Annotated in this window: 11 protein-coding genes and 1 pseudogene; all 12 read right to left on the bottom strand. The window is 35.9% G+C overall.

Features of this window, described 5'->3' with window-relative positions:
* Nucleotides 1-14 precede the first annotated feature (14 nt).
* Complete coding sequence (locus DI487_RS09025) at nt 15-365, bottom strand: cytochrome C oxidase subunit IV family protein (RefSeq protein ID WP_109570646.1); 351 nt, start codon at nt 363-365, stop codon at nt 15-17.
* Between the two features lie 19 nt (nt 366-384).
* Nucleotides 385-1356 (bottom strand): cytochrome c oxidase subunit 3, encoded by a 972-nt coding sequence (locus DI487_RS09020; RefSeq protein WP_109569352.1) that lies wholly within the window; start codon nt 1354-1356, stop codon nt 385-387.
* 45 nt (nt 1357-1401) lie between these two features.
* A complete protein-coding gene (locus DI487_RS09015) occupies nt 1402-1989 on the bottom strand; it encodes a cytochrome c oxidase subunit 3 (protein WP_109569351.1) in 588 nt (195 codons plus the stop codon).
* A 3-nt stretch (nt 1990-1992) separates the two neighbouring features.
* Complete coding sequence (gene cyoE, locus DI487_RS09010) at nt 1993-2895, bottom strand: heme o synthase (protein WP_109569350.1); 903 nt, start codon at nt 2893-2895, stop codon at nt 1993-1995.
* Nucleotides 2896-2967: 72 nt separating this feature from the next.
* Nucleotides 2968-3363 (bottom strand): hypothetical protein, encoded by a 396-nt coding sequence (locus DI487_RS16630; protein ID WP_317046206.1) that lies wholly within the window; start codon nt 3361-3363, stop codon nt 2968-2970.
* Nucleotides 3339-5081, bottom strand: a complete 1743-nt coding sequence (locus DI487_RS09005; protein ID WP_317046205.1) for an energy transducer TonB — start codon at nt 5079-5081, stop codon at nt 3339-3341. The genes DI487_RS16630 and DI487_RS09005 overlap by 25 nt, the downstream gene beginning before the upstream one ends.
* Nucleotides 5082-5101: 20 nt before the next feature.
* Nucleotides 5102-5845, bottom strand: a complete 744-nt coding sequence (gene deoC, locus DI487_RS09000) for a deoxyribose-phosphate aldolase (RefSeq protein ID WP_109569349.1) — start codon at nt 5843-5845, stop codon at nt 5102-5104.
* 75 nt (nt 5846-5920) lie between these two features.
* Nucleotides 5921-6709 carry a TonB family protein gene (locus tag DI487_RS08995; RefSeq protein ID WP_109569348.1) on the bottom strand — a complete coding sequence of 263 codons (789 nt, stop codon included), beginning with the start codon at nt 6707-6709 and terminating at the stop codon, nt 5921-5923.
* A gap of 103 nt (nt 6710-6812) precedes the next feature.
* Nucleotides 6813-7559 carry an energy transducer TonB gene (locus DI487_RS08990; RefSeq protein WP_109569347.1) on the bottom strand — a complete coding sequence of 249 codons (747 nt, stop codon included), beginning with the start codon at nt 7557-7559 and terminating at the stop codon, nt 6813-6815.
* 70 nt (nt 7560-7629) lie between these two features.
* Entirely contained in the window at nt 7630-7986 is a 357-nt protein-coding gene (locus tag DI487_RS08985; RefSeq protein WP_109569346.1) for a VanZ family protein, read from the bottom strand.
* Nucleotides 7964-8344 (bottom strand): glycine cleavage system protein GcvH, encoded by a 381-nt coding sequence (gene gcvH / locus DI487_RS08980; protein WP_109569345.1) that lies wholly within the window; start codon nt 8342-8344, stop codon nt 7964-7966. Before gcvH ends, DI487_RS08985 begins: the two co-directional genes overlap by 23 nt.
* 138 nt (nt 8345-8482) lie before the next feature.
* A pseudogene (sov, locus tag DI487_RS08975) lies at nt 8483-15720 on the bottom strand (T9SS outer membrane translocon Sov/SprA).
* Between the last annotated feature and the right edge of the window lies 1 nt (nt 15721).

Raw genomic sequence — 15721 nt, 5'->3', positions numbered from 1 at the left:
TATGTAAATATTTATTAGAATATCCATTCTAAGTGTCCTGTTTTATACACATGGTATACGTAATTACCTTCTACCAATAAAATAAAACATAGATACAAAATTAAGAATACTAAAGGACCTACAATTGACCAACGGAAACTTCCTTTTTCACCTTCTAAGTGCATGAATGCCCACATAATATAATAAGCTTTCACTAAAGTTAAGATGATGAAAATCCAATTTAAAGGGCTAGTCCCTAAAAATGAAGTCATGTGAAGTGCATCCGGTTTTAAGATACCTAAAGCAACTTCTACAGTCGTTACTACTGATAATATACCGAATACTGTCCAGATTCTTTTTGTGTTTGATTCGTGTGCGTGTGCCATAATAATATCTTTTCTAAAATTAAACCAAATAGAAGAATGTAAATACAAATACCCACACTAAATCCACAAAGTGCCAGTATAACCCCACTTTCTCAACCATTTCATAACTTCCTCTTCTTTCATAAGTTCCTAACAACACGTTAAAGAAAATGATAATATTAATCATAACTCCTGAAAAAACGTGGAAACCGTGGAATCCTGTAATGAAAAAGAAGAAATCAGCAAATAATTTATGTCCGTATTCATTATGAGCCAAATTAGCTCCTTCCACTACATATTTAGCATCTTCAATACGCTTTAATGATTCTTCTCTTGAAAGAACAATCTTCTTTTTATCTTTATTAACAAATTCTGAACGAATATAGATGTCCGGATTGGCTTTGAATCCTTCCGCAACTTCTGCTACAGAAAAAGAAGGAATTGAACTTTCCCCCATAAACCAAACTCCTTTATCACGAGTTAATGTTTCTCTTTCTTCCGGTAAAACTTTTGCAAAATCTGCCAAAGCTACTCTTTTACCGTCTTTATCTACAAATTGAAGAACAGAACCTCCGGTTGTTTCTAAAGCTCCGTATTCTCCTTTGATAAAGTTTTTCCATTCCCAAGCCTGAGAACCTAAGAAGATAAAACCTCCGACAATTGTCAAAAGCATGTAAACCGCTACCTTGGTCTTTTTCAATTGATGTCCTGCATCAACAGCTAAAACCATAGTAACAGATGAGAAAATAAGAATAAACGTCATCAATGCAACGTAATACATAGGAGCATCTACTCCATGTAAGAAAGGAAAGTGTGTAAACACTTCATCGGCTATTGGCCAAGTTTCAATAAACTTAAATCTTGAAAAACCATATGCTGCAAGGAATCCAGAAAATGTTAAGGCATCTGATAAGATAAAAAACCACATCATCATCTTACCATAGGTAGCTCCTAACGGACCCGGCCCTCCGTCTAACAAAGCGTGTTCATTTGTAGTAACTGTCGCTCCCATATTATATTAAATTGTTAAAAAGTTCCCAAATTTATTATTTTTTTTCTATTTGTAAAAGTAGAAAAATAAAAACAAGTATATCCAAATAAAATCCATAAAATGCCAGTACATCGCACTTAGTTCAATCCCAAGGGTTTGTGAGGCATTATATTTTTGTTTATAATGATTATAAATTACGTATAACAACGAAATAAATCCACCTAGTAAATGTACCAAATGCACAATCACCACTATGTATAAAAATGAAGTTGTGATATTACTCTCACTACCTGTAAAATAATAACCTTCTGCAATTACTTCATTGAATCCTTTGAACTGAAACACCACAAACAAGATACCTAAAACTAAAGTAGCCCAAAGCATCATTGTCGTTAAGCTTCTGTTATCCTTTTTAATTGCTTTCTTAGCAAGAATAAATGTAACACTACTCAACAGTAACAGAGCCGTACTCACAGAAAAAGCAACAGGCAATTTAAAATCAGATAACCAGTCCGGTCTTGTTTTACTAACAACATAAGCACTGGTTAAGCCCGCGAAAATCATCAAAATACTGATCATTCCGAAAATGAGCAACATTTTATAGGTCTTTCCCTTTTGTGTTTCGTTTTCCTTATATGAATTATTTGTTCCCATTTCTTAATGAATAAACTTATCAATTACATAAATAATCTGCAATAAAGAAATGTATGAAACACTTACAATCATTAGTTTTCGTGCTGCTTTAGCATCCATCTCTTTATATAATTTAACAGCATAAAACAACATCCAAAACCCTAAAAGGGCTACTATAACAGCAGCCACAACGGAAAGATGTAGCCTCCCTGTAAAACCAAAAACCGGAATTAAAGAAGCCGCGATCGTCCAAAAAGTATAAAGTATTGTTTGTAAGGCTGTTTTTTTATCTCTTTTACCTGTTGGCAACATATAGAACCCTGCTTTCTCATAATCTTCATACAGAAACCAACCAATAGCCCAAAAATGTGGGAATTGCCAAAAAAACTGAATAATAAATAACGTTCCTGCTTCGATACCGAAATGTCCTGTAGCGGCTACCCAACCCAACATAAACGGAATAGCGCCCGGAAATGCTCCTACAAAAACAGATAAAGGTGTTACTGTTTTCAACGGTGTATACAAACTCACATACATGAAGATCGATATAGCACCAAACATGGCTGTTTTAGGATTTATAATGTATAAGATCACTAATCCTACAAGGGTTAAAACAAAACCGAGAATCAATGCTGTTTGTTTTGAGATCATTCCGGAAGGAAGAGGTCGACTTTTTGTTCGATCCATTAATGCATCCAAGTCTTTTTCAATCACCTGATTGAAAACATTAGATGCCCCAACCATACAATAGCCTCCTGTTGCTAACAATAGTATTGTCACCCAACAACCGGCATTCCACTCTTCAACTCCCAATAAAAACCCTGCTACTGTAGAAAACACAACACTAATTGCTAAACGCGCTTTGGTTATGGCAACAAAACTTGAAAAAAGGGACGGTTTAGCAACTGAAGCACTCAAGGAATTCAAATTATTTTTTTATTTGGGCGCAAAGATACAAAGAAGATTTTTTAATCTCAGTAGTTTTTAACGTTAAAAATTTTAATAATCAAAATACCAATTAAACAAGTCACTACGCAATCCTATAGAGAACCAAGTTGTGGTACTTTTTATTGTTGAAGCCGTTTCAACAGTAGGATCAAAATTACGATACATAAATGTTCCGAACACTTTCAAATTAGAAGCAGGATTCACGATATACCCCAATTGCAAATCTGCAATCATTACATTCGTTTTATTTCCCTGTGCGATTGTAACACCGGTATCGTACGGACGATCCTCTTCATAACTTAAAAATATATTTCCTCCGTAATTATAGGAATCTGCAGCTGTATTATAATCAAAACCTCTTTGACCGTAAATCAACTTAGCTTCACCGTAACATCTTCCTTTAAAATAACGAGCGATACCAATCAACTCTCTGAAATTAGCCCCCAAAGGTGCCCCATGCTAATATTATTATGCGCATAATTAGTGATCGGGTTACTATGTGAGTATACATACGGACGTACTTGATTGTATTCCAATTGAAGCATTAAATTTTTCACTTTAAAAGCATCGTAGTATTTCGCTCCGATTTGGTAACCGAATTTATTACGCCAACTTTTATTTCCGGCTTTTACATCTCCTATCGCAAATTCATCTAACAAGAATTGACCGTAAAAATTAATCTGATTATTCCATTTGTATTTTGCTGTCGCACCTAAAACTGCATTCCCTGACTTTGAAGACGAGGAGAATTCAACAGCTCTGTAAAATATAACCGGATTGACAAAATTCATATCAAAACCTCTATCATTTGTATTGGTCCAAACTACATTTTCAAACAAACCAATATTTAATCGTTTTGAAACATTATAGCTCAAATAATGACTTGCCATGTATTTCGTTGCATAGGTCCCGTCGACAGTTACATCCGGACGAACATCTTTTAACCACATATAAGTATTTGTATACTTGATCTTCCAAAATGTTGTATTGATCTTGAAATACGGATACGGACTTGTAGCATCACTCTGCAACAATGAGCGGTAACCGTCTCCTATAAAATTTCTCCCGTAGCCCAGTTGCAGATCAATAAATTCACTAGGTTTGTATTTGATATTCGCTTCTGCCATAGGAAAGTCATAAGCATCTTCTTTGAATCGTTTTGCGATACCGATTCCCGGAATGATTGCCGGGTTTCCTCCCGATGGCTTTATACTTTCTGCATAAGCATTGTAATAATCTGCAAATCTTCCCTGACTTTCATAAATAGATGCCGAAAATGTCAGTTGTTTACCCAAACCTCCTTGTATCTGTACTCCACGCGTATTCACAAAAGTATTGGACAACTCACTGTCTGTATCTTTACCTAAACGGAAATCCACTACAGGATTAAGTGTAAACCAATATCCTTCACCCTGAATCGCTACTAAATTTTCATTCCAAAGTTTTCTTCCCAACCAGGTACTTTTATCTTTTAACTGACTCTTGTAAACCGATTCAAAATCATAATATTTAGCTACTTCGGCATAAGAATACGGTTTTACTGCCGTATGGTTATTAGCTCCTACCTGATTCATAAGCGCATCAAAATTCATATAATTCAAATGCGTAAACGGAATATTCAGATCGCTTTTAAACTGTGGATTTTCAAACTCTTTATAATTATCAGCAACCGCCTCAAACTCTTTTAGCTCTTTTGAATTATCTATAAGTTTGGTATTACTTTTATCCTGACCTTCATCCTCCTCTTTTGTCCCGTAAGGTTTAGGCGCTTCGAGCGGGATTGCAATTTTTACCGTATACTTTGCATATACTTTTCTTCCTGAAAAAGTAGCCGGCTCCGGCTTAGGCATTTTTTGAAAAACCTCTTCTGTTGCTTTTTTCAATTCTTCGTCAACGGCGTCAATATACAAAGGCTTTATTGTTCCTGTTGTATCCACTTCAAACAACACATACACATCTCCTGTATAATTTCGTTTTGAAGTACTTTCAGGCACCTCAAAATTATTGTATACAAACTCCTGTACCGTATTATAAAAACACGCTTCTAACTCATTCTGATTTACTTCTTTACATTTTTCAAAAACAGGAGGTTGTTCATTTCTGCCCCCTTTTTGAGCAGTTGCAGCCAACGAAAACAAAAATAAAAGGATAAAGATTTTTCTCATTATACTATTTTCAATTCAAATTAATATCCAGATTGTGAAATTCCGCCGTTTGCTATAACTTTTGCAGCTGATGTCCCGATCCTTTTAACGCCTAATTTTATCATTTCCACTGCTTCGTCAAATGTACGCACCCCTCCGGCCGCTTTAACAGGCAAAGGAAATGAATTTTCAATCATTAATTTTACCGCCGGAATAGTAGCGCCGTTAGGCTCTCCATTTGGTGTCGGATAAAAACCGGTTGACGATTTAACAAAAACATTTTCGTATTCGTCCTCTTTAAAATGTGCTACAATACTATTCTTGATCAAAGCAGATATCTGCACTATCTGATGGTTGTCCAACGCAGCAATCTCAATGATCCACTTTACGATCTTTCCGTGTTCTAATCCTAATTTGGTACAAGCCAGAACCTGGTTTTTAACCAACTCAAGCTCTCCCCTTTTAAACGCTTCATAATCGATAACAAAATCCAGATCATCAACCCCATCCTCAATGGCTTTAGTTGCTTCCGCCATTTTATATTCTAACGACTGCGCTCCTTTCGGAAAATCGATTACCGTTCCGATCGTTACTTTTGACTGAGCCTCATTAATCATCTTTCTGGCTTTTGCCACAAATTCCGGACGAATCATGATTAACTTAAAATTCTCATCAATAGCTTCCTGAATGGCTTTTTCCACTACTTTTTCATTTTCTTCAGGTAAAATCCCTGCCTGTTCTGCCGTTTTAAGATAGGTAGAATCTAAATATTGCTTAATATTCATAACCAAGATATATTTGGGGTAAAAATAAAAAAATCCCAAACAATTGGGATTCTTTTTAGAATATTATTTCGGCTTTTATTGAATTCTAAAACCTATCGGCAAAGTATACTTCACTTTTACAGGAGCATCACCTTGTTTGGCCGGATTAATTTTTTTCAACTTCTTCACCGCTTTCTCTGCCGCCCTAATCATTTCTAATGTTGCCGTTGTTCTCTTGTTATTCTCTAAAACTTTAACATCAGAGAACTCTCCTTTTTCATTAATCGTAAACTCAACTAAGGCAACTCCTTGCCTTCCTGCACTATAATCGTCTTCCGGGTAGATCAAATTTTTAGAAACTGCTTTCCGTAACTGCTCTTCAAAGCATTGCATTTGTTGGTTTCTGGGCAACCCTTTACAAGCCGGAAAAGCCGGCAACACCTCTACTGTCAACAAGGTAGGAGCCTTTTTTTGAGGCATATTATTTGCAACCGAACTATTTTGACTCTCACTTTGGTTTTTTCCGGATTCAACCACTGCCTCTACCGATTCGGTAACTTGTTCTTGCACCTCCTCTTCTTCAGGCTCTTCTATTTCCACTTCGTTCTTTTTTATCTCAACTTCACTTAAATCAGCAGGCTTTGGCTCAACCTTTGCTACCACCTTTTCACTACTTCTTTCTTCTCTTATAATATTAACAGGATCAAAAGAAAAAGCCTCTTCATCAGTTATTTCGATCTCCACACCCGGTTTGTAAGTATGAATTATTTTCTCAAAACGAAATTCTAATGCAAATAACACCACAACTAACACTGCAATCAAGCCCACTTGAAAAAAGATCATTAAAGGCTTTTGTTTCTTACCAAAGTCAACATTTTGTCTCATAATACGATTTTTAGGTTAACACTTTTTTAGTAAGAGAATACAAATGTTATGCCAAAAAAAATCCCATCACTTAGGATGGGATTCTGTTTTTATTTTTGATAAATTATTGTAATCTAAAAGTAATCGGCAAACCGTATTTTACTTTAACCGGTTTTCCTCTTTGTTTACCGGGAGTAAACTTAGGTAGCTTAGAAATGATACGTTTTGCTTCTTTTTCCAATAAATCCGAATCGGCTTTTACACCTCTTGCTCTGGTCAAGATATCAACCACATTTCCTTCTTTATCGATCGTAAACTGAACCGACACTGTACCTTGAGAACCATTTTCGGCAGCTCTTTCAGGATAAGTAAAATATTTTTTAATGTGCTTGTTCATGTGCTCGTTAAAACAGTCCATTTGTTTGTTTTTCGGCAAACCTTCACACCCCGGAAAAACAGGAATGTTTTCGATTACTGCAAACGGCATCTCATCCGGAATATCATCCAAACTATCACCTTCTCCGCCTACTTCAGATGCTTTTACCACTACAACAGGTTTATCCTCCTGTACTTCAGTAGTTTCTATCTTTTTCTCTTCCAGTTTGATCTCATCTTTTACCACTTCGATCACTTCCGGAGCCGGTGGTGGTGGTGGTGGTAACCTTTGAACCGGAGGCAAAGTTATAATTGTTTCCTCTTCATCAATAACATTGTTATCTGTGATAAACTCATTTGAAGTCTCTACCGATTTCTCATAAGTTTTCATCTCAATTCCAATATACGTCAATGCTAACACTGAGGTTAATCCAATTAAAAAATAGAGTCCACTATTTCTCTTCGGGTCTACATCAGGATTCTTCTTTAGTTCCATAATTACAATTTTGAGCTGCTAATATAGTTATTTATACTATTGAAATAAAATTTTTTTAAGATAAACTCTTTTAAAGCTTAGGCTTTAAAATTAACATCGCCAGCACTGCTCCACAGGTATTTGCCAAAACATCAAAAAAATCAGCTTGCCTGTTTACAGTACACACTCCTTGTAAAACCTCAATAATTATGCCATAAATAACAGCAACTATTACTATATAAAAAATTTTATCACTTTGTTTAAAGGTCTTGCTCCAAAAGTACACAAAGAAAAAATAAAATAAAAAGTGTACGATCTTGTCTTTGTTAGGGATCGGCAAAAAGGATCCTGCCGATTCCGTATCAATACTAACAAGACTTAAATAAGTAATTGCTAATGTCCAGAGGATTGCAACAAAGAAAAACTTACGCTCCGATAAGCGCTGCATAATCTTCACTTGACAATAATTGGTCTATTTCTGAAGCATCGCTGATTTTTACTTTAATCATCCAACCGTCTCCATAAGGATCGGTATTAACATTTTCCGGTGTAGTTTCTAAATCCTCATTGAATTCAAAAATTTCTCCTGATAACGGCAAAAACAGATCAGATACAGTTTTAACAGCCTCTACTGTTCCGAAAACTTCATCTTTAGCCAATGTTTGATCTAAAGTTTCTACTTCTACGTAAACAATATCACCTAATTCTTTTTGTGCAAAATCAGTGATTCCTACAGTCGCTACATCGCCATCAACAAGAACCCATTCGTGGTCTTTTGTGTACTTTAAATTGGTTGGAATATTCATTATTATTCATTTTAGTTAGACGCACAAATGTAATTGTAATAATTCAAATGTAAAATAGCTTTTTTGTTATTTTTTTAATTTATGAATCAAAAAAAATACAATTATTAAGGGATTAACAAATAAACTCCCGATATAAAATTAATTACCAAAACTATAACGCAACGTAAAGCCTGCTCTTATGTTTGTTATCGGATAAGAAGTCGAGACTACAGCATTAGTAAATTGATGATCGTAATATAGGATAGCCGTGAAATTTTTACTGAAAGAATAATCTGCCGTTAATTTAACAGACCACATATCCTGACCTCCGACTAATTCATTATTATTATAATCCAGATAACGAACAATTGTATTATTCTTTCTTAATGTAAAATCAGTTTTAATATTGATATCACTTTTTATGACTCCTGTCGGGTTATCAGCCAAGGCGGAATTAATAGTCACGTCTTTAATTCTATATCCCAGACCAATGGTATATTCATTTCCGCTTACTTCAGTCAAAAGGTTATTATCAAAGCTCAAGTTCAACGTTCGGTCTTTTTTCATTTCAGCTAATATGCGTATAGAATTCTTCATTTCAAAATCAACCCTCATTAACGGGCTGAACTGTTCCGTTAAGTTAACATTAGACATTAATTTCGAAGCATAGAAATTACCGTTAGCATCTACCGGCGAACTATTCAAATTAGAGGTATACGCATTAATATTATAACTTGCTCTGTACCCATGCTGTAACGAAAAACGCTTGAACTTATCTTTAAACCATTTGTAGCGCATTAATCCGGTATATTTCACATTCCAGTTTGGCAATGGTATATCTCTAAATAAGCCTGTAGATACTTTAGATGCATCTGAACCGGAATATGCCGCAATGAAAGCCGGCAACAATACTTGCTGACTATTTTTTCCGAATCCTACCGGATATCCTTCGGCATCAGTAGGAAAGGTTGTTGTCCCGTAATACTTTTCCGCTAATCGGTTTGCTATTACAATTCTATTATCTCTGAAGTCCTGAAATGCCTGCGAGAAATTAACATCACTTTGCGTAAAAGAGGTTCTGATCAGGATAGTAGAAATACTGAAGTTTCCGTAATTATAGGGTGATCGGGAATTATACTGTCCATTGCTTACATCATATTGTTCAGAGAAATTGTCGGCGTACATTCTATCTCCTGTTAAGTCTATTTTCAAGTCCGGAAATAATTCCATCTGAGCTGTAAAATTGAGCTGCTTATTGGTTACCTGTGTAAAACTTTGATTAAATTCCGGATAATTGGTCAACCAACCTCTTCTGGCGGCTTCGTAGCGAACATCAGATTGGCTACCGAAAACAAATCCTAAACTTGGTTTTGCTGAACCGAAGAAGCCTAAAGACGGTAAATACCCTGGCAAAACAGTACCATTTGTTTCACTATAATTGATCTGAATATTTTTCACACTTGTTAAAATTCCTTTCAAACCATTAATAAAAATATTGCCATCTTTATTCTCGTTTGATTTTGCAGCCGCCGAAATCTTTTGTCCCGGTAAAGGCACTGCTGCTTTTTTAGCCGGTACATTTTTTCGTTTCTTTTTACCTGTTAATCCGATATAACGATAAAAAGCCTCCATATTGAATGATGTGTTCAACTTATGGGAATTAGCATTCTGAATCGTATTCCCCAGTTGATATACAGCACCGCTTTCCGTTGTAACCGATGTAAAAGCATCTGATGAACGTTGCCAATTATAATCTCCCGTATAAGTATACGTGGATTTAACAAAACTGAATATCGGTAACTTATTGATCGGCAAATCATAGTTAACCGTTAACTTCTGATTGAACTGATTCGGATCACCTATATCCCAATAGTTATCCCAAATATCTAATGTATTGTCTGAAGTTCCGTCCTGATTCAGATAATTGCGTACTATATTATTTCGTGATGCCTGGAAATTTAATTTCAGTGATTTAGAGATGGTATAATTGAACCCGTAATTATAATTAAAGAAGTAATTTCTTCTATATAAAGGATCCAGTCCGATCCCCTGAACATCGACCAATCTGTATTGTTGTCTGTTGTATTGCCTTATAATATTTGTACTGAAAGCAACATTTGAAGGCAAGAAATTAAAATTAAAATCAGACAGCATTTTATAGTATCCGTTTTTCTTGAACTTTTTAGAATTTTTAAACGGTTCAAAGGTTGCCGGTTTGAACGAATAGGCATAGTCGACAGTACTTTTGTTCTGCTGATCTAACAAACTTTCTACTTCATAATCATGGTGTTCTGTTTCGTTATACGAATATGACAACGTCAGATTTTCCACATCATAAAAATGCTGTTTCTGTTCAGGCGCTCTGTTTTTCTTAACCCCAATAAAATTGACACTTGTCCGTTTTGTATAGTCTATTGCTCTGTTTTCAATGTTAGAACGTTGATCCGGATCAGTTGTTATATCTATCAACTCCTGCAATTCTATATCCTGATAATACGGATCATATTTCGGTGTAATAGTTGTTTCTCCGACTCCGTAATTGAATGGCAGATTGATACCCCATTTCTTAGGCAATAATTGTCCCAAGTTTACATTCGTGACTAAATCGTACTGAAAAAGATCTTCTCTACTACGTTCATTCGGACCTTCTTCAATTCCTCCGAAACCTATTGTACTAACTCTTGTTGTTGCTGAGACATTCGCAAAATCAGCTAAATTAGAATCCAAACTAGCTACGGCAGCATAGCCTCCTTTATTATCCATATCCGACAATCGAAGCTCATTAAACCATACTTCTCCTCGAATAATCTGACTACTTCCGTTCTTAAGACCCACCATTAAAGTACGTACCAATCCGAAATTAGGATTACCTTTAATACCTAATGTCAATTTACTACTTTCAGACCCGATTGCTTCTTCTTCAACGTAACCAATTCCGTTTGCATCATAAATAATCGAAGAATCATTATTGATTAACATCACTTTTAATTTAGTCAGTAAAGACAATGGCAACTCTATTTCATTATCCGTCGGCCAGATATCTTCCGCAGTAACAGCATTCTGACCGGTTACTTTCAACGGAATTTCCACTTGATAGAAATTTTCAGTAAAATCATTACCGAAACGTATAAAGGCTATCATCTGATCGTCTTGTAAAGGCAGGGTTTCAGGAGGTGTCGGTAATGCTTCCGCATGTAAAAACATACGTATCTTTTTATATTGACGCATGTCTACACTTACATTTTTAAACACCCCTCTTGAATCTCCGGGTTCCAATCCATTTACATAGCCTCCCAGTTTATCATAAACTCTCAACGACAAAGCTTGTTCGTTCTGATTGATAACAGTATTGTTGTTGTACAATTGTTCTCTTGTTACTCCAGGAGGAGAAACATAAGGAATAGGATAACGATTTGTGTTTTCCTGAATATTTACAGAAACTACATCAAAACCGGTTTCATCATCATCAGGGTTTGTATCATTAGCATCTAAAGTACTTGTGTATCTTCTCCATGTTCCTCGTACTAAATCTAAAGCTCCGAAACGAAGTGTGATATCATCTTTAAATCCTGTCAGGTACATTCTCATAAAACGGATAGATCGCAAATCTTCAATGTTCCCTATTTTTTCTGCATTTTCTATATCTTGGATCGGAATTTTATATAAAATCCATCTTGCACTACCTGTTTGTCCGTTTGGCAGAGCAATGCTGTTATCTATACGCGCATCTACCACATAATTTTGTCCGATGGTAACTCCGTCTGACGTTGACGGATAATACTGTATCGGAACCTCAAATTTAAAATATGCGTTTATGGTATTCATCGTATTATCTCTGTTCACATCTTCAACATCCGGATATGTTGTATTCCCTCTATCTGCATCAGTAACATTTACCGGAGAGTTCCCTGAAAACCGTTATAACTTTTATATCTATTGATAACATCACCTGTAGCACTTAAATAAAACTGGTAATTATCCCCTGCCGGGTCACCATAACCTGCATATTCAGTAAATTTCGCCGCCTCGTCTGCATCTAATAATCCGTCGAATCCGGCATCCTGCACATCTCTATTGGCTTGATCCGTATCAAAAGCATAGATCAAAGACTGAGAACTTGGAATTTGTCCCCAACTGGTTTGAATGGTCGGCTCAATTGCACCTGCTTCCGGCAATCCGTTTTCATATAGTTTTCTTCCGTCTTTCAGAATATCTTCTGATATTTCACCAAGGTTTATTACGAGTTTCCCCACATTCGTCGGATCTACATAATCATCCGGATTTCCGTTATTATAAAACGGATCCATCATCCAGAACTGGATATACTCGACATTTGATTGTTCAAAATTTGTCGTACTGATCGCTCTCATTATACCACCCCAGTTGTCCGGCGCATCGACATCCGAAAATATCCCGCCATTAGGTGCAATAGAAGAGTTAAAGTTATATTGCCCTCTTTCCTTAGGGAAATACGAAAGGTCTAATGTATTTACAACATTACTTTGCCCTTGAGCAACATCCGTATTAGGGTATAGCTCACTCATATAAACACGACGTGTTCTGTTTAATGACAAGTCATTTTCGCTTATCCCACCCGGGGTCTGAGAATAAAAGACCGGATCAATTGAATACCAAGCTAAATGTGCTCTTTTGTCACCAATGTGAATATCATCAGTCGTTGACTCATTATCTGTAGGGTCTCCGTCAAAATTTCCTTCCAGAGGTACACTGGCAAGTGTCCAACTTGATGCTGTTCTCAAATCTATTGTAGATTGAGAACCTTCAAAATCATCAACATAGGTCGTTGGCTCTCCATTGAACTGATCTGCTTTAGAAGCATCCGGCATCAAATATGCTATTTCTCCTCTGAAAGACACGTTTGAAGGCACATCTGTATCAATATTCGGTAATTTATTTACTAATCTGGTTAAGAAAGGTACCTCCGTAGAGAAATTAGTATTAAACCCGATGATCGTATTATTTACTGATTCCTGTCCGTAATTTGACTTATTCGTAAAAGGTCTTTCAGATAGTTTCAGAAAAGTACCTCCGACCATAAAATCTTTATTGAAACGATGCTCTACATTAACCCCATAGAAACGCTTGGTTTGCTGACCGAAAACGGAATTGTTCTCAACAGAAATCTCGATCGGTGTATTAGAAGCCTGCAATGAAGCATCGAGTATCTGAACTTTACCTAATTGATAATTCACTGTATAATCTACTCCTTCCACTAAAGTTCTACCTCCGGCAGTAACTACTACCGATCCTTGCGGTATATTATAGGCTCCGATGGAAATACCGTCTCCTCCCGTAGATTTGAATCGTCCTTTGAACTGAAATTTATTCTTTTCACTTTCCTGCAATGAAGCAGCTTGTGTTTTGGTATACATCGTTCTAAATACATACTTTGATTGATTCTCATTGTATGTCAAAGGATCTGTATAATCTTCTGAAGCTGTATTATCATTTAATTTACCGAACAAATGCTCTCCGAAAGGTTCTTTTACCGGAAAGATAATTCTAGCGTATTGAACATCTATTGTAATACCGGAATAGAAGTCAAAGAAACCGTCTCCTCCTTCCTGCGGGTCATTGGTATAATTCAAGCGATCCACATTAAACACTCTCAACAAAGGTGTTTCCTCAACATCAGCAGGCAAATTCGGTGCAGTGCTACTCGCTTTTGTAATATAATTTAAAGGTGAAGGATCTGTATAAAATATATTTAATTTAAAATCTTCTTGTTGTAATTGATAGGCTCCCGGTATCTGATAGATATTTTTCATCATCAAATTCCAAACCGGCATAGTATAGCTCCCGGATGAAACCGTATTAGTCACCAGAGTAAGGTTACTCTTTAACATTTTAAGAATAAGTGCCTGCGAACTCGGAACACCTGAATTATCAACATTAGTAGCATCTACACCATCGGTTCCGAATTCTCCCACTTGGTATACCTGATCTCCAACTGTATATTGATAAGCTACAGCTAACACTTCATCGTTTGACAAACTCTGATTTAAAGACACATATCCTAACTGCGGATTATAAGTATATTCTGAAGTTGTTAACTTTCTGGCATTTTCCAACTTGGCATAATCAGTTCCTTCTTCTATCCCTGAAATATTAAATCCGTTATTTGCCGTGGCAACATCTCTAATATTTGAATTCAGGTAATTACTTCCTATCAGATTAGGATTGAATTGATTGTTACCGTTATTAGTCGGCGTATCCAAAGATGTTGTTCCGAAAAAGCCTGCATTAGCTCCTAAATCTATAGCAACAACTTCCTGAGAAGCTAAATTTGTCAACGGCCCTTCTCCTAAATCTTGTAAAGCCACAATATTTCGGATATTATTTTCAGTAGAATTAACTCTGTTCTGTTTATTGGTAACCCAAACTTCAATACGAGTAATCTGAACCCGGCTATCTATTACCGGATAGTTTCTTAAAGCTCTATCGTATTTATCTCTAAAATATTGTGATAAGAAAAAGTGTCGATTCGCATCGTAATCTAATGCAAATAATTCAAACTCTTGCACTGTTCCGCCACCTTGTGATGTTACCGTCTTTGTCTGAGATTTTTGCTCAGAAAAAACGCCAGTTACAGTCGTTTTTCCAAATTGAAATTGTGCTTTTACACCGAATAAACTTTGAGCACCACGTATCAACGAATTAGACAGGGGAAAACTAACATTTCCCACTTCTAATTTTTGTAAGATATCATCTTCATTGGAACCGTACTCTAGCTTGATCAGGTTTTGAAAAGCGAAGGTAGACTGTGTATCGTAGTTAACATTTACATTTAAACGGGTTCCGACTTTCCCTTGTAAACCTACACTAATTCTCTGATTAAAATCAAAAGTTGTGGTTTTTCTGTTCCTTGGAGAAAGTGCCGGATTATCCTGTTTGGTAAAACGTACCCCTAAATCTATTTCTACAGAACCTGTCGGTTTAATATCAATGGTATTACTACCGAAAATAGTTTCAAAAAACTTAGAATTTACATAATACCTTGGCAACAGGTCCTTTTTAGCTTCTTCACTTCCCTCTTTTTTACCGTCTATCGCTGCAGATTTTTGCTGATAATATTCACGCATTTGCTCTCTTAACACCAATTCCTGATATTGTTCCGGTGTTAAAACCATTGGATAATTAATGTTAAAACCGTCAAAAGTTCGGGTATAAATATAACGATCTGTTATGGGATCATAAGTATAGGCTTCGACAATACTTTTAGGGTTCGGAACTTCTATCTTTCCGACATCGACACCTGTTTTAATAGAATCCTGTTCTTCTGTTTGTGCAAAAGAAATAACCGGAGCAAAAAAGAATAAAATTCTAAAAATAGAAATAATACTACTTAGTGAATTTTTTGTATAAGTCTGTTCCAAA

The organism is Flavobacterium sediminis, from assembly GCF_003148385.1.
GTDB lineage: Bacteria > Bacteroidota > Bacteroidia > Flavobacteriales > Flavobacteriaceae > Flavobacterium > Flavobacterium sediminis.
The sequence above is the reverse complement of the archived record's forward strand: the minus strand, read 5'-3'. Positions and strand labels throughout refer to the sequence as shown.